Raw genomic sequence first — 15,174 nt, forward strand, 5'->3', positions numbered from 1 at the left:
ACCCATAAAATCAAAGCGAAAGAGGATCGATGAAGGTTCTTGTGCCGGTAAAGCGGGTCGTCGACTACAACGTCAAGGTCCGCGTCAAGAGTGACGGGACGGGCGTGGAGCTCGCCAACGTCAAGATGTCGATGAACCCGTTCGACGAAATCGCCGTCGAGGAAGCGCTGCGGCTGAAGGAAGCCGGCAAGGCGACCGAAGTGGTGGTGGTGTCGATCGGACCCGCGCAAGCTTCCGAGACCATTCGCACCGGACTTGCGATGGGTGCCGACCGCGGCATCCTGGTCAAGGCTGAAGGCAATGTCGAACCGCTCGGGGTTGCCAAGATCCTGAAGGCGGTGGTCGAGGCGGAGCAGCCCGGCCTCGTCATTCTCGGCAAGCAGGCGATCGACGACGACTCGAACCAGACCGGCCAGATGCTGGCCGCGCTGCTCGGCTGGTCGCAGGCGACCTTCGCCTCCAAGCTCGAGGTCGAAGGATCCGACTTCAAGGTCACCCGCGAAGTCGACGGCGGCCTGCAGACCATCAAGCTCAAGGGCCCGGCGATCGTCACCACCGACCTGCGCCTCAACGAGCCGCGCTATGCATCGCTGCCCAACATCATGAAGGCGAAGAAGAAGCCGATCGACGACAAGAGCGTCGCTGACTACGGCGTCGATGTGACGCCGCGTCTGGAAGTGCTGAAGACCGCGGAACCGGCAGGCCGCAAGGCGGGCGTCAAGGTCAAGGACGTCGCCGAACTCGTGAACAAGCTCAAGACCGAAGCCGGGGTTCTCTGATGACGACGCTGTTGATTGCTGAACACGACCACGAGACGCTGAAGGACGCGACCAACAAGGCGCTGACCGCGGCGAGCCAGCTCGGCGGCGATGTCCATGTGCTGGTTGCCGGTGGCGGCCAGGGCACCAAGGCGGCGGCGGAAGCAGCCGCCAAGCTTGCCGGCGTCACCAAGGTGCTGGTGGCCGAAGGCCCCGCCTATGAGCACGACCTTGCCGAGCCGCTGGCTGCGCTGATCGTCGCGCTGGCTCCCGGCTATGACGCGTTCGTCGCGCCCGCGACCTCGCGCTTCAAGAATGTGATGCCGCGCGTCGCAGCCTTGCTCGACGTCATGCAGGTCTCCGAGATCATCAAGGTCGTTGCGCCCGACACCTATGAGCGGCCGATCTATGCCGGCAACGCGATCCAGACCGTGAAGTCGAAGGACGCCAAGAAGGTGATCACGGTGCGCACCTCGACCTTCGCCGCCGCCGGCGAAGGCGGCAGCGCGGCGATCGAGAACGCCGCATCGGCGGCCGATCCCGGCCTGTCGACGTTCGTCGGCGAGGAAGTCGCCAAGAGCGACCGTCCGGAGCTGACCTCGGCCAAGATCATCGTCTCGGGCGGCCGTGCCATGCAGAGCCGCGAGAATTTCGCCAAGTACATCGAGCCGCTCGCCGACAAGCTCGGCGCCGGCGTCGGCGCCTCGCGCGCCGCGGTCGATGCCGGTTATGCGCCGAACGACTGGCAGGTCGGCCAGACCGGCAAAGTGGTGGCTCCGGAACTTTATGTCGCGGTCGGTATCTCCGGCGCGATCCAGCATCTGGCCGGCATGAAGGACTCCAAGGTGATCGTCGCCATCAACAAGGATGAGGACGCGCCGATCTTCCAGGTCGCCGATTACGGCCTGGTCGCCGACCTCTACCAGGCGGTTCCGGAGCTCACCGAGGCGCTCGGCAAGCTCGGAAAGTAAGCGACAAGACACCGGCGGGATGGGTAAACTCCGGCCGGTGTTATTATTTTCGAGGCAATGATCCGGAAACGTTTTTCCGAAAGGATCATGCTCGACAGGGGAAATGGGATCCGGGTGCGATTACCTGTAATCACATCATGGTCCCGGGAAACGTTTTCCGGCGGATTGGGCAACCCGGAAGGCTTCGCTTCGGGTATCGTTGGAATTGGGCAGGCGTGATGTGCGCGCCGTTCCGGTGGATGACAAGATGACGGTGGCAATCAAAAAGGTCGGCGTGATCGGTTCGGGTCAGATGGGCAATGGCATTGCCCATGTGGCGGCGCTGGCCGGCTTCGACGTGGTGCTCAACGACGTGTCCGGCGACCGACTGAAGTCGGCGCTGGCGACCATCAACGGCAATCTGACCCGCCAGGTCGCCAAGAAGGCGATCAGCGAGACCGAGCGCAAGCAGGCGCTCGACCGCATCACCTCCGCCGAGTCGCTCGACGCGCTCGCCGATTGCGATCTCGTGATCGAGACCGCGATCGAGAAGGAAGAGACCAAGCGCAAGATCTTCCATGAGGTCTGCGCGGTGCTGAAGCCCGAGGCGATCGTCGCGACCAACTCGTCGTCGATCTCGATCACAAGGCTCGCCGCCTCGACCGACCGCCCGGAGAAATTCATCGGCATTCATTTCATGAATCCGGTGCCGGCGATGGAACTGGTCGAGCTGATCCGAGGCATCGCCACCGACGACATGACCTTCGACACCGCGAAGGCGTTCGTCGCCAAGCTCGGCAAGCAGGTCGCGGTGTCGGAGGATTTCCCCGCCTTCATCGTCAACCGCATCCTGTTGCCGATGATCAACGAGGCGATCTACACGCTGTATGAAGGCGTTGGTAACGTCGAGGCGATCGATGCCGCGATGAAGCTCGGCGCGCACCATCCGATGGGCCCGCTCGAGCTCGCCGATTTCATCGGCCTCGACACCTGCCTGTCGATCATGCAGGTGCTGCACGAGGGGCTGGCCGACTCCAAGTACCGGCCGTGCCCGCTGCTGGTGAAGTATGTCGAAGCCGGTTGGCTCGGACGCAAGAGCCAGCGCGGCTTCTACGACTATCGCGGCGACAAGCCGCTCCCGACGCGGTAATCCATCGCGCCTTCAGGTCAGTGCCCGCAGCAGCGCAAGCGCCGCGGGCACCAGACCGATAATCATCGTCACACCCGTTCCAAGTCCGAACAAATGCGCCGCCAGCGCGAGGCGCTGGCTCGGTGCGTGAGGCGTCATTGCAGCGCCGCGCAGGCGCGCTTCAGCCGCCTTGCGGCCTCCTCGATGGTCGATGACGGGTTGGCGAAGCTGAGGCGGATATAGGGCGACAGCCCGAGATCCTCGCCGGGAAACACCGCCACATCGGCCGCCTCGAGCAGATAGGCCGAGAAATCGCGGTCGGTCCGGATCACCTTGCCATCCGGCGCGCGCTTGCCGATCACGCCGGCGCAGGCGACCAGCAGATAGAACGTGCCTTCCGGCGGCGTGCAGGCCAACCCGGCGCATTCGTTCAGCAGATCGGCAAAGCGGTCACGCTTGGCGCGCAGGATGGCGGCGCGCTCAAGCAGCACATCCTGCGCGCCGTCGAGGGCGGCAACCGCCGCCGCCTGGCTGATCGACGACGCGCCGGACGTGGTCTGCGACTGGATGGTGATCATCTCGCGGATCAGCGTCGATGGTCCGGCGGCATAGCCGATGCGCCATCCCATCATCGCGTAGCTCTTGGCGAGGCCGCTGACGGTCAGCGTCCGCGGCTTGAGGCGCGGCTCGATTTCCGCAAGCGTCGGCGCGGGCGCGCCGTTGAACACGATGTGCTCGTAGAGCCCGTCGGCCAGCACCCAGATGTCCGGATGCCGCAGCAGGACCGCAGCGATCTCGGACAGATCCTCACGCGAATACAGCGCGCCGGATGGGTTGACCGGATTGTTGACGATGATCCAGCGGGTTCGCGCCGAAATCGCCGCCTGCAAATCCTCTGCGCGCAGCTTGAAGCCGTTGTTCTGCGCGCACGGCACCACCACCGGCGCCGCGCCGGCAAGCCGCACCTGATCGAGATAGGGCGCCCAATAGGGCGCGGGGATGATCACCTCGTCGTCGGGCGCCAGCGTCGCCAGCAGCGCGTTGAACAGTGCCTGCGTCGAGCCGTTGGTGATGACGATTTCGTTCAGCCCGTAGTCGAGATGATGGTCGCGCAGCAGCGCGGCCCGCACCGCCCGCTTCAGCTCCGGCGTGCCGTCGACATCGGTGTAGCGGGTTTCGCCGCGCAATGCCGCTTGATGCGCCGCCGCGATCACGTGATCCGGCGTCGGGAAATCCAGATTGCCCGACGACAGCTCGATGATGTCACGCCCGGCCGCGCGCAGTTCGCGGGCACGGCGCCGCAGCACCGACGCGGGCGATGCCTTGATGCCGCTCATCCGCGGCGAGAGGGATAGCAAGACGGATGGCAAGACGGATGGGATGGCTGAAGCGGGCGCCATGGCGGTTCTCCTGTCGGGTTGGATCCAACCTAGGAGCTTCTTGATCATTGAAAAATCATATGGAATAGTATTTCAATGATTGTTATTTTAAATGTATGGCCATGAAAGCACTCGACATCGAGGCAGTGCAGGCCTTTGTGCTGGTCGCCGATCTCAGCAGCTTCACGCGTGCTGCGCAGGCGATGGAGACCACGCAGTCCGCGGTCAGCCTGAAGATCAGGCGTCTGGAAGACGGCCTCGGCCGGCGGCTGCTGGAGCGAACGCCGCGGCTGGTTCGGCTGTCGGCTGAAGGTGCCGCCTTCCTCGGCGCCGCGCGCAATCTGGTGGCCGCGCACCAATCGGCGATCGGCTCGTTTGCCGTCGAGCATCGGCGATTGGTCGTCGGCATCAGCCACCACATCGTCGGATCGGAGCTCGCCTCGCTGCTGAAGCGGATGAACACCACCGATCCCGGGCTGGTGATTCAGCTGCACGTCGATACGTCGCGTTCGGTGCTCAGCGCATTCGACGACGGCAAGCTCGATGCTGCGATCGTGCTTCGCCACGACGCCAAGCGTCGCGATGGCGACGTGCTGTTCGAGGAATCGTTCGGCTGGATGGCCGCGCCTGATTTTCACCATCGGCCGGGCGAGCCGTTGCGCCTCGCCACGCAAGCCGCGCCGTGCAGCGTGCGGGCCATGGCGGTCGAGGTTCTCGACGCCGCCGGCATCGCCTGGACCGAGGCGTTCGTCGGCGGCGGGCTGTCGACGATCGGAGCCGCGCTCTCCGCAGGCCTTGCGGTCGCGGCGCTGGCGCGGCGCGTGGCGCCGGCCGATACCGTCGACCTCGGGCCGCGGCTTGGCCTGCCGCCGCTGCCCTCCCGTGATGTGGTGCTGCACTCAAGGCTGTCTGACGCGCGGACACGGCAGGCGCTGCGTACCCTCGGCGCGGCCTTCGCGGCAAACGCGGCCTGACCTCGCAAGCATTGGCCGCTGCTCACTCCGTCAGGCGGCACCCCGCGCGCTTGAGCATGTCGCGGATGATCAGCGGCGTGGCCGGTGTTTCGGTCGCGGCGGTGGCCGCCGCGCTCGCGATCGCGTCGCGCGCCTGCTGCGCATCGAGTGTCAGCCGCCGCGCGCAGGGCGGCAGGCCGCGCGTGGAATCGAGCAGCCAGCCGGCAGTTTCGCCGGTACCGGCCAGATAGGCCGTCAATGTTTGGCGCGCGGTCGGATTGGTCGCGGCCTGCTCCAGCATGGCCCTGACCTGCGCGACCGAGATCTGTCCGCGCGATGTCGAGGGCTGCGCATGCGCCGCTGTCGTCAAGAGAACGGCGGCGCAGATGGCGTGAACGGGACGAACGAGCATGACTTCCTCTCCTGAGGCATGTTGACTTGCAGGTATTAATTATCGTAAAACAATAATATTCGATCAGCAATCCCGAGGTTGAGCCATGTCCGCGTTCCTCTCGTCAGACCTCTCCCCATCCGCGCGGCCGGCGCGTCTCGAACGCATCCGCGCGGTCAGCCGCATGCTCGCCTATGCGTGCACCGGCATCTCGTTCCTGCTTGCGGTCGGCTTGCTGGCCTACTGGCTGGCGAGCCCGGATGAAGCGATCCTGCGCGATGCAGGGCTGACCGGCATTGCGTTCCATCCGATCGGCTGGCTGGTCCGCCTGATGGGTCTCCTCGTCTCGGCATTGCCGCTGGCCTGCCTGATCTGGGGACTGTCGCGCGTGCGCCGCTGCTTCGCGTCGTTCGCGCAAGGCCGGTTCTTCACGGCCGCAAACGTCGCGGGGTTGCGTGACCTCGCGATCGCGATGCTGCTCTCGACCCTGCTGAAGCCGGTAGTCGGCGCGCTGCTCTCGATCCTGCTGAGCTGGCAAACCTACGCGCAGGGCAAGTCCGTCGTCATCGCGTTCGGGTCGGACACGCTGCTGGCGCTGCTGTTCGCGGGTCTGGTTGCGGTGACGGCCTGGGTGATGGCCGAAGCCAATGCGATCGCCGACGAGCACGCGCAATTCGTCTGAGGTCGTTGCGATGCCGATCCGGGTCCGGCTCAACGTGATGCTCGCCGAGCGCAATGTGAAATCGAAGGAGCTGGCCGAATTTGTCGGGATCACCGAGGCCAATCTGTCGCTGCTCAAGCAGGGCAAGGTGAAGGGCGTCAGGTTCGATACGCTGGAGCGGATCTGCACCTATCTGAAGTGCCAGCCCGGCGACCTGCTGCGCCATGAGGACGATGATGCGTCAGCCTGACGCGGCCATCGATTACCCAAGCATTAACTTTCGCGCGTTACCTCAAACCCCAGTTTTGGGAGTGCCGCGTATGGACATGATGAGCATGGTCACCAGCATCCTGTCGATGCAGCAGGGCAATTTGCAGGGTGAGATCGCGACCCGCGTCACCAAGCAGAACCTCGACGCCGAGAAGTTCGCGGTTCAGACCCTGCTCGGCACGCCATCCACCGCGAATTTGTCGCCCGGCATCGGCGACAACCTCAACGCCGTCGCCTGATCCCACACTCCAAGCGCGCTTGTCCTCATCCTGAGGAGCCGCGCAGCGGCGTCTCGAAGGATTGAGGCACCGACGGGCCCGCATGGTTCGAGACGGCGCTCCGCGCCTCCTCACCATGAGGGTCTGAGATCTCTAGAACCCGGCTGCGGCCGGCTGCAGCGCGGCCTTCACCAGCTTGATCGCGTCGTCGCTCGCCCATTCGGCGGGACCGGCGATATTGGCGATCTCGCAGCCGTTGCCGTCGACCAGCACCGAGGTCGGCATGCCCAGCGCCTTGCCTATGTTCTTAAGGTCCTGAAAAACCTTGGCTTTCTGATCCGAAAAATAGCCGAGATTGGTCAGATTGGCCTCTTTCAGGAAGTTCTTCGGCTTGTCCGGGTCGCGGGTGTCGATGTTGATCGCGACCACCTCGAAATCCTTGCCGCCGAGCTTGGTCTGCAGGCTGTCGAGCGCCGGCATTTCCTTGCGGCAGGGCACGCACCAGGTCGCCCACAAATTGACCAGCACGGTCTTGCCGCGCCAGTCCGAGAGCTTCTTCGGCTGGCCGTTGGCGTCCTCGAAGGTCAGGTCGGGCAGCCTCAAGGGGGTGGTTGCCATGGTCAGCGCCGCGACCTCGCCATGAGCGAGCGGAGCGATCTTCTTCGCCAGAGCCACCGCGCTGTTGCAGGCGATATCGCCGCCCGCGGGATGCTTGAGGCTGGAGACCCCGACATAGCCGATCACGGCCCCGGCCAGCACGGCGCCGATCACCAGCGGGATACGCCACTTGGCGGTCGGCCTGGCGGTCGGGTTGGGTGGGGTCGTCTCGGGCATATCGTTTGTCATCCTGGGTCAGATGTGGCTAAGCAGTGCCGGGAATACGGCCGGAACTGCGGTGCTGTTTCGCCGCCTCCGGCCATGAAACCGCAAGGCTGAAATACAAATTCGTGAGCGAGATGTCATGAGCAACAAGATGTGGGGCGGCCGGTTCTCGGAGCGTCCCGACGCGATCATGGAGGAAATCAACGTCTCCATCGACGTCGACCGTCACCTTTATGCCCAGGACATTGCCGCGTCCAAGGCCCACGCCGCGATGCTCGCCGCGCAAGGCATCATCACGTCAGCTGATGCGAAAAATATCGGCAAAGGTCTAGACACGATTTTGTCAGAGATCGGCAAGGGCGATTTCGATTTCAAGCGTGCGCTCGAGGACATTCATATGAATGTCGAGTCGCGGTTGTCCGAATTGATCGGGCCCGCGGCAGGCCGGCTGCACACCGCGCGCTCGCGCAACGACCAGGTCGCGACCGATTTCCGGCTCTATGTCCGCGACACCATCGATGAGACCAATGCAGCGCTGGCCGCGTTCCAGCAGGCGCTGGTCGCCCGCGCGCTGGAGCATGCCGGCACGGTGATGCCGGGCTTTACCCATCTGCAGACCGCGCAGCCCGTGACCTTCGGCCATCATCTTCTGGCCTATGTCGAGATGGCGGGCCGCGACCGTGGCCGCTTCGCCGACGCACGCAAGCGGCTGAACGAATCGCCGCTGGGAGCGGCCGCGCTCGCCGGCACCTCGTTTCCGATCGACCGCGCCGCGACCGCGAAGGCGCTGGGCTTCGACCGTCCGATGGCCAATTCGCTCGACGCGGTATCCGACCGCGATTTCGTGCTGGAGACGCTGTCGGCGGCGGCGATCTGCGCCGTGCACATGTCGCGCTTCGCCGAGGAGATCGTGATCTGGACCTCGCCCTTGGTCGGCCTCGTCCAGCTCAGCGACAAGTTCACCACCGGCTCGTCGATCATGCCGCAGAAGCGCAATCCGGACGCGGCCGAGCTGGTGCGTGCCAAGACCGGCCGCGTGATCGGTGCGCTCACTGCGCTCCTGATCGTGATGAAGGGCCTGCCGCTCGCCTATCAAAAGGACATGCAGGAGGACAAGCAGGGCGCGATGGAGGCCTTCGAGGCGCTGTCGCTCGCGATCCGCGCCATGACCGGCATGGTCGAGGACCTGGTGCCGGACGAAGCCAGGATGAAGGCCGCCGCCGGCGAGGGCTATGCCACCGCGACCGACCTCGCCGACTGGCTGGTGCGCACCCTGAAAATGCCGTTCCGCGACGCCCACCACGTTACCGGGCGCATCGTCGGCCTGGCCTCGAAGCAGGGCGTGGCGCTGCACGAGCTGCCGCTCAAGGCCATGCAGGAGGTCGAGCCGAAGATCACGGCCGACGCGCTGAAGGTGCTCAGCGTCGAATCCTCGGTGCAGAGCCGGACCTCGTTCGGCGGCACGGCGCCGAAGAATGTGATGGCGCAGGCCAAGGCCTGGGCCAAGCGGCTGGAAAAAGAGCGAAAATTGGGCTGAACCGGAAAATTTGGCCGTGATTTCATGGCGCTCCGCCTCTCGCCAGAGCACGCCAATGTTTGTATGGTGCCGCCCGAATTGGGGAATTCGTCGTGATTAGCAAGAACCGCCTGACCCCCTCGGGATGGGCCATCATTGTGCTGGGCGTATCAGCGCTGGCGCTCGGCGGCTGCGGCCGCAAGGGACCGCTCGACCTGCCGCCGACCGCGAACGTCGCGCCGGGCGCGGCACCGAGCGACACCGAAAGCGAGCGGGCGGCACAGCCCAGCGTGTTCAATCCGACCTATGGCTCGGATGCCGCGCCGGCCGCGCCGCGAGGCAATAAACGGCCCTTCATCCTCGATCCGCTGCTCGGCAATTAATATCTGGAGCATGATCCGGAAAAGTGGAAACCGGTTTTCCCTCGCGACAAACGCGGAAGGCGTTTGCGCGGAGATCATGCTCAAACAATCTAGCGTGTCATGAACCATTTCGACTATCGCGACGGCGTGCTGCATGCCGAGGCGGTCAATCTCATTGAGCTGGCGCAGGCCGTCGGCACGCCGTTCTATTGCTATTCGACCGCGACGCTGGAGCGCCACTACCGCGTCTTCACCGAAGCCTTCGCCGGCGAGAAGGCGCTGGTCTGCTACGCCATGAAGGCGAACTCCAACCAGTCGGTGCTGCGCACCCTGGCCAAGCTCGGCGCCGGCGCCGACGTGGTGTCCGGCGGCGAATTGAAGCGGGCGCTGGCGGCCGGGATTCCGCCCTCGAAGATTGTGTTCTCCGGCGTCGGCAAGACCGAGGGCGAGTTGCGCGCCGCGCTTGCCACCGACATCCTCTGCATCAATATCGAGTCCGAGCCGGAGCTCGAGATGCTGTCGCGTCTCGCGGTCGAGATGAAGAAGACGGCCCGCATCTCGGTGCGGGTCAATCCCGATGTCGATGCCGGCACCCATGCCAAGATTTCGACCGGCAAGTCCGAGAACAAGTTCGGCATTCCGATCGCCCGCGCCCGCGAGGTCTATGCCCGCGCGGCAAAGCTGCCGGGCATCAAGGTCACCGGCACCGATGTGCATATCGGCAGCCAGATCACCGATCTCGGGCCGCTGGAGGTCGCTTTCCGGCTGCTCGCCGAATTCGTGCAGACGCTGCGCGCCGACGGCCACGACATCTCGCATATCGATTTCGGCGGCGGCCTCGGCATTCCCTATTACATGGATCGCGCCGCGCCGCCGGCGCCGGACGCCTATGCCGCGATGGTCAAGCGCGTCACGCACAATCTCGGCTGCACGCTGATGTTCGAGCCGGGCCGCATGATCGTCGGCAATGCCGGCATCCTCGTCACCCGCGTGATCCATGTGAAGCCGGGCGATGCCAAGAACTTCGTCATCATCGATGCCGCGATGAACGACCTGATCCGGCCGACGCTGTATGAGGCGCATCACGATATTCTGCCGGTGCGCCAGCCTGCGCCCGGCACCCCGACCATGATCGCCGACGTGGTCGGCCCGGTCTGCGAGACTGGCGATTACCTCGCGCTCGACCGCTCGCTGCCGCAGCCGAAGGCCGGCGATCTGCTGGCGATCATGACTGCCGGCGCCTACGGCGCGGTGCAGTCCGGCACCTACAACACGCGGCCTCTGGTGCCCGAAGTGCTGGTCAAGGACGACCAGTACGCCGTGGTCCGCCCGCGCATCGACGTCGACGCCCTGATCGCGATGGACAAGCCCGCGCCGTGGCTGTGATGGCCGGTGTCGCGCCTCGTTCTCGGTGTCGTCCCTGCGAAAGCAGGGACCCATAACCACCGCTATTGGTTGTTCTAGTGAGCTGGGGCCCCAGCTCAGCTAACCACAAATGCCTGTGGTTATGGGTCCCGGGTCGCGCTTCGCTTGCCCGGGACCCAACGTTTATTTCGGCGAGAGCGCTATTTGGCGGCGTGACTGCCGCCCTTGCCGCCGCCGACGATCACCCCCGCGGCCTTCTCGATCGGCTTGATCGCGGCGGTGAAGTCCGAATCCGGTCCCTCGTCGCGGATGATGACTTCCCAGAGCCGGCCGACCGCTTCGGCGACTTCCATCGAAAGCCCGAGCGAACGCATTTCCTCGACCGCAAGCCGCACGTCCTTCACCATCAGCCCGGTGGCGAAGCCGAAGTCGAAGCTGCGCGGCAACACCGAGCGCGGAAACTTGTCGCGGCTCGCGGTGTTCAGCCCGGACCCGGCATTGATGACGTCGATCATCACGGCCGGATCGAGCCCGGACTTCACGCCCATCACAACCGCCTCCGAGGTCGCGACCATCGCGGTCGCGGACAGGAAGTTGTTGGCGAGCTTCATGGTCTGGCCGGAGCCCGGCTTGGTGCCGATGAAGAACACCTTGCCGATGACGTCGAGCGCGCCCTTCACCAGCTCGAAATCGGCGCGCGGGCCCGACACCATCACCGCCAGCGTGCCCTTCTCGGCGCCGGAGACGCCGCCGGAGACCGGGCTGTCGATCTGCACGATGTTCTTCTTGGCCAGCAGATCGTGGATCTTCACCGCCATCTGCGAGCCGACGGTGGAGAGGTCGATGAAGCGTTTGACGCGCGTGCCCTCGATCACGCCGCCCGCGCCGGTCGCGACCTCGAGCGAAGCCTGCAGCGAGGGCAGGCTCGCCATCACGGTCTCGACGCGGTCGGCGATGTCCTTGGGCGAGGTTGCGGCCACCGCGCCGAGCGCAACCAGTTTGCCGAGCGCGTCCTTGCTGGTGTCGAACACGGTGAGCTTGTGGCCGGCCTCGATCAGCCGGCGTGCCATCGGGAAGCCCATCTTCCCGAGGCCGATGAATCCGATTTCCATGAGTCGTTTCCTCTACGTCGTTATGTGCGGAGCGCGCGCCCCTCATTCAATGTCGTCCCGGCTTTAGCCGGGACGACGATGCGGAGGCCGCAGCGCCTCACGCCTTGTCGAGTTCGGCGAACACCTCGCGCGCGATGCGGAAGCTGTCGACGCCGGCCGGGATGCCGGCATAGATCGAGACCTGCATGAAGATCTCGCGGATCTCGTCGCGGGACACGCCGTTGGTCAGCGCGCCCTTGATGTGGGCCTTCAATTCGTGCGGCCGGTTCAGGATCGAGATCATGGCGAGGTTGAGCATGCTGCGGGTCTTGCGCGGCAATTCCTCGCGGCCCCAGACCGCGCCCCAGCAATATTCGGTGACGAGTTCCTGGAATGGCTTGTTGAAGCTGTCCGAATTCTTCAGCGCATTGTTGACATAGGCTTCGCCCAGCACCGCCTTGCGGATTTCGAGCCCCTTGTCGTGCGTTTTTTGGTCCATATCGCGTTCCTCATGCGTTAATGCGATGGTTCGGCCGCGACGTTACGGGGTCGAACCGCCGCAGTCACGCCTTCGTGTTATGCGTATTTCCCGGTGTGGGTTACGCCTCGGAACGGGTGCCTCAAGGCCGCCGCCGTGCTAGCCTGACCTGCCGGCTACCCCGGAGATTTTATTGAGCGGAGCCAACATCGATCCCTCTGACCCCTCACGCGCCGTCCGCGACAGCGATGCGGTCGCGCGGCTGAAACTGACAGAGGCTCTGCAGCGGGCAAGGTTCGCGATTGCGTGGGAACGGGCCTGGCCGCATCTGGCGCGGTTCCTGACGGTCGCAGGATTGTTCCTGGTCGCGTCCTGGGCCGGCCTGTGGCTGGTGCTGCCGTTTGTCGCACGCGTGGCCGGCGCCGGCTTGTTCGCAATTGCCGCGCTCGCGGCGCTGTCGCCGCTGGTGCGCTTCCGATGGCCGAGCCGCGAGGAGGGCCTGAGCCGGCTCGACCGCGGCGCCGGCATCCGCCATCGTCCGGCGACCACGCTCTCCGACACGCTCACCAACAAGGACCCGTTTGCGCTGGCGCTGTGGCAGGCGCAGCGCGAGCGCACGCTGGCCTCGATCAAGCGCATCCGCGCCGGTTTGCCGCGGCCGCGCGTCTCGCTGCACGACCCCTGGGCGCTGCGCGCGCTGGTCATCGTGATGCTGGTCGCGAGCTATGTCGCCGCCGGCGACGAGCGCGGTCTGCGGGTCGCTTCCGCATTCGACTGGAACGGCATCATGGCGCCGGCCAATGTCCGGGTCGATGCCTGGGTGACGCCGCCCAACTACACCGGCAAGCCGCCGATCATCCTGTCGAACGCCAACAAGGACGCCAGCGCGGCCGACGCCACCCCGCTCGCGGTCCCGGCCGGCAGCACGCTCCTGGTGCGCTCCAGCGGCGGCAGCATCGACGTTGTCGTCGGTGGCGGCGTCACCGAGGTCGCGCCGGACGGGCAGGCGCCCAAGGGCACCAACGAGCGGCATTTCAAGATCACCGGCGACGGCACCGCGCATGTCCGTGCGCCGGCCGGCCAGCCGCAGTGGAAATTCACCGCGACGCCGGACCGCCCGCCGTCGATTGCGCTCGCCAAGGATCCTGAGCGGCAGGCGCGCGGCGCGCTGCAGATGTCCTACCGGCTCGAGGACGATTACGGCGTCAGCGAAGCGCGCGCGCAGTTCGCGGCGCGGCCGACCGATGCGCCGAAGGAGGCCGACGGCAAGAAGGATGCCGACGGCAAGGCGGCGCAACCACGGCCGCTGTTCGAGCCGCCGCAATTCGCGCTGGTGCTGCCGAACGCGCGTACCCGCAACGGCGTCGGCCAGACCGTGAAGGACCTCAGTGAGGATCCCTATGCCGGCGCCGACGTGACCTTGACGCTGACGGCCAAGGACGAGGCCGGCAATGAGGGCAAAAGCGAGCCGTTCAACATGCGGCTGCCGGAGCGCCTGTTCACCAAGCCGTTGGCGCGCGCGCTGATCGAGCAGCGCCGTATCCTGGCGCTCGACGCCAACCAGAACGGCCAGGTGTTCGCCGCGCTCGAGGCGCTGATGATCGCGCCGGAAATGTTCATGCCGGAGACCGGCCATTACCTTGGTCTCCACACCGTGAGCCGGCAGCTCGAGGCGGCGCGCACCGACGACCAATTGCGCGAGGTCGTCGCCAGCCTGTGGTCGCTCGCCGTCACCATCGAAGACGGCAACATCTCGGACGTCGACAAGGCGCTGCGTGCGGCGCAGGACGCGCTCAAGCAGGCGCTGGAGCGCGGCGCGACCGACGAGGAGATCAAGAAGCTCACCGACAATCTGCGCGCGGCGCTGGACAATTTCCTGCGCCAGATGGTCGAGCAGTTCCGCAACAATCCGCAGCAGCTCGCCCGGCCGCTCGATCCTAATGCCAAGGTGTTGAGCCAGCAGGATCTCAAGAACATGCTCGATCGCATGGAGCGGCTGTCACGCTCCGGCGACAAGGATGCGGCGCGGCAGCTGCTCGAGCAGATGCAGCAGATGCTGGAAAACCTGCAGATGGCGCAGCCCAATCAGGGCGACGACGACATGCAGCAGTCGCTCAACGAGCTCGGCGACATGATCCGCAAGCAGCAGCAATTGCGCGACAAGACCTTCAAGCAGGGCCAGGATTCCCGCCGCGACCGCATGCGCGGCAAGCAGGGCGAGCAGTCGATGGGCGACCTGCAGCAGGACCAGCAGGCGCTGCGCGACCGCTTGAAGAAGCTGCAGGAAGAGCTCGCCAAGCGCGGCATGGGACCGGACCAGCGCGGCCAGAAGGGCCAGAAAGGTCAGGGTCAGAAGGGCGACCAGGCGCAGCAGGGCGATCAAGGCGGCGACCAGGGCGATGACGGCGATGATGGGCTCGACCAGGCCGATTCCGCGATGGGCGACGCCTCCGGGCGGCTCGGCGAGGGCAATGCCGACGGCGCGGTGGATTCGCAGGGCCGCGCGCTGGATGCACTGCGCAAGGGCGCCCAGAGCCTTGCCGACGCGATGCAGCAGGGCGATGGCGACCAGCCGGGCGACAGCCCCGGCAACCGCGCCGGCCGCCAGCAGAGCGGCGGCAACCAGACCGATCCGCTCGGCCGTCCGTTGCACGGCCGCGAATTCGGCGACGATTACACGGTGAAGATCCCCGGCGAGATCGACGTGCAGCGCGTCCGCCGCATTCTCGAAGAACTGCGCCGCCGCCTCGCCGATCCGTCGCGGCCGCAGATCGAGCTCGACTACATCGAGCGGCTGCTGAAGGATTATTGAGGCCTGCGCCTCGACCTCG

At 65.7% G+C, this 15,174-nt stretch carries 17 protein-coding genes; 11 read left to right on the forward strand and 6 right to left on the reverse strand.

Annotated elements, in window-relative coordinates:
• The first annotated feature begins 29 nt into the window (after nucleotides 1-29).
• The 3 genes from AC1VNY_RS10035 to AC1VNY_RS10045 all read left to right on the forward strand — a co-directional run bounded on the left by AC1VNY_RS10035 (nucleotide 30) and on the right by AC1VNY_RS10045 (nucleotide 2,858).
• Nucleotides 30-779, forward strand: coding sequence for an electron transfer flavoprotein subunit beta/FixA family protein (locus tag AC1VNY_RS10035; protein WP_211988323.1), 750 nt, complete (start codon nucleotides 30-32; stop codon nucleotides 777-779).
• Nucleotides 779-1,729 (forward strand): electron transfer flavoprotein subunit alpha/FixB family protein, encoded by a 951-nt coding sequence (locus AC1VNY_RS10040; protein ID WP_028340368.1) that lies wholly within the window; start codon nucleotides 779-781, stop codon nucleotides 1,727-1,729. Before AC1VNY_RS10035 ends, AC1VNY_RS10040 begins: the two co-directional genes overlap by 1 nt.
• 247 nt (nucleotides 1,730-1,976) lie before the next feature.
• Nucleotides 1,977-2,858: a 3-hydroxybutyryl-CoA dehydrogenase gene (locus AC1VNY_RS10045; protein WP_482405022.1), complete on the forward strand. Its 882-nt coding sequence runs from the start codon at nucleotides 1,977-1,979 to the stop codon at nucleotides 2,856-2,858.
• Between the two features lie 12 nt (nucleotides 2,859-2,870).
• Here AC1VNY_RS10045 and AC1VNY_RS10050 read toward each other — a convergent pair whose 3' ends face one another.
• Nucleotides 2,871-2,996, reverse strand: coding sequence for a hypothetical protein (locus tag AC1VNY_RS10050; RefSeq protein ID WP_482405023.1), 126 nt, complete (start codon nucleotides 2,994-2,996; stop codon nucleotides 2,871-2,873).
• Nucleotides 2,993-4,237: a pyridoxal phosphate-dependent aminotransferase gene (locus AC1VNY_RS10055; protein WP_482405024.1), complete on the reverse strand. Its 1,245-nt coding sequence runs from the start codon at nucleotides 4,235-4,237 to the stop codon at nucleotides 2,993-2,995. The genes AC1VNY_RS10050 and AC1VNY_RS10055 overlap by 4 nt, the downstream gene beginning before the upstream one ends.
• 95 nt (nucleotides 4,238-4,332) lie before the next feature.
• On the opposite strand from AC1VNY_RS10055, the gene AC1VNY_RS10060 reads away from it, so the two are divergent.
• Nucleotides 4,333-5,190 (forward strand): LysR substrate-binding domain-containing protein, encoded by an 858-nt coding sequence (locus AC1VNY_RS10060; RefSeq protein ID WP_482405025.1) that lies wholly within the window; start codon nucleotides 4,333-4,335, stop codon nucleotides 5,188-5,190.
• Between the two features lie 22 nt (nucleotides 5,191-5,212).
• Here the strand turns inward: AC1VNY_RS10060 and AC1VNY_RS10065 are convergent, their stop codons facing one another.
• Nucleotides 5,213-5,581, reverse strand: coding sequence for a chlorophyllide reductase (locus AC1VNY_RS10065; RefSeq protein WP_482405026.1), 369 nt, complete (start codon nucleotides 5,579-5,581; stop codon nucleotides 5,213-5,215).
• An 85-nt stretch (nucleotides 5,582-5,666) separates the two neighbouring features.
• On the opposite strand from AC1VNY_RS10065, the gene AC1VNY_RS10070 reads away from it, so the two are divergent.
• The 3 genes from AC1VNY_RS10070 (at nucleotide 5,667) to AC1VNY_RS10080 (ending at nucleotide 6,730) form a co-directional block, all read left to right on the forward strand.
• Nucleotides 5,667-6,242 (forward strand): DUF2975 domain-containing protein, encoded by a 576-nt coding sequence (locus tag AC1VNY_RS10070; RefSeq protein ID WP_482405027.1) that lies wholly within the window; start codon nucleotides 5,667-5,669, stop codon nucleotides 6,240-6,242.
• A 10-nt stretch (nucleotides 6,243-6,252) separates the two neighbouring features.
• A complete protein-coding gene (locus tag AC1VNY_RS10075; RefSeq protein ID WP_229170618.1) occupies nucleotides 6,253-6,471 on the forward strand; it encodes a helix-turn-helix domain-containing protein in 219 nt (72 codons plus the stop codon).
• Nucleotides 6,472-6,541: 70 nt separating this feature from the next.
• Nucleotides 6,542-6,730: a putative motility protein gene (locus AC1VNY_RS10080; protein WP_069280209.1), complete on the forward strand. Its 189-nt coding sequence runs from the start codon at nucleotides 6,542-6,544 to the stop codon at nucleotides 6,728-6,730.
• Nucleotides 6,731-6,862: 132 nt separating this feature from the next.
• On the opposite strand, the gene tlpA is transcribed toward AC1VNY_RS10080, so the two are convergent.
• Complete coding sequence (gene tlpA, locus AC1VNY_RS10085) at nucleotides 6,863-7,555, reverse strand: thiol:disulfide interchange protein TlpA (RefSeq protein WP_051447842.1); 693 nt, start codon at nucleotides 7,553-7,555, stop codon at nucleotides 6,863-6,865.
• A gap of 115 nt (nucleotides 7,556-7,670) precedes the next feature.
• Between tlpA and argH the strand changes: the two genes are divergently transcribed.
• From argH to lysA, 3 genes are all read left to right on the forward strand, one after another.
• A complete protein-coding gene (gene argH, locus AC1VNY_RS10090) occupies nucleotides 7,671-9,068 on the forward strand; it encodes an argininosuccinate lyase (RefSeq protein ID WP_482405028.1) in 1,398 nt (465 codons plus the stop codon).
• 92 nt (nucleotides 9,069-9,160) lie between these two features.
• Nucleotides 9,161-9,430, forward strand: coding sequence for an LPS translocon maturation chaperone LptM (gene lptM / locus AC1VNY_RS10095; protein ID WP_028340375.1), 270 nt, complete (start codon nucleotides 9,161-9,163; stop codon nucleotides 9,428-9,430).
• A 99-nt stretch (nucleotides 9,431-9,529) separates the two neighbouring features.
• Complete coding sequence (gene lysA, locus AC1VNY_RS10100; RefSeq protein WP_482405029.1) at nucleotides 9,530-10,795, forward strand: diaminopimelate decarboxylase; 1,266 nt, start codon at nucleotides 9,530-9,532, stop codon at nucleotides 10,793-10,795.
• Between the two features lie 179 nt (nucleotides 10,796-10,974).
• Here the strand turns inward: lysA and AC1VNY_RS10105 are convergent, their stop codons facing one another.
• Nucleotides 10,975-11,886, reverse strand: coding sequence for an NAD(P)-dependent oxidoreductase (locus AC1VNY_RS10105; protein ID WP_482405030.1), 912 nt, complete (start codon nucleotides 11,884-11,886; stop codon nucleotides 10,975-10,977).
• Between the two features lie 97 nt (nucleotides 11,887-11,983).
• Nucleotides 11,984-12,364: a carboxymuconolactone decarboxylase family protein gene (locus AC1VNY_RS10110; protein ID WP_050629459.1), complete on the reverse strand. Its 381-nt coding sequence runs from the start codon at nucleotides 12,362-12,364 to the stop codon at nucleotides 11,984-11,986.
• Nucleotides 12,365-12,536: 172 nt separating this feature from the next.
• On the opposite strand from AC1VNY_RS10110, the gene AC1VNY_RS10115 reads away from it, so the two are divergent.
• Nucleotides 12,537-15,155 carry a TIGR02302 family protein gene (locus tag AC1VNY_RS10115; protein ID WP_482405031.1) on the forward strand — a complete coding sequence of 873 codons (2,619 nt, stop codon included), beginning with the start codon at nucleotides 12,537-12,539 and terminating at the stop codon, nucleotides 15,153-15,155.
• Nucleotides 15,156-15,174 lie beyond the last annotated feature (19 nt).

This window comes from Bradyrhizobium ferriligni, from assembly GCF_056837965.1.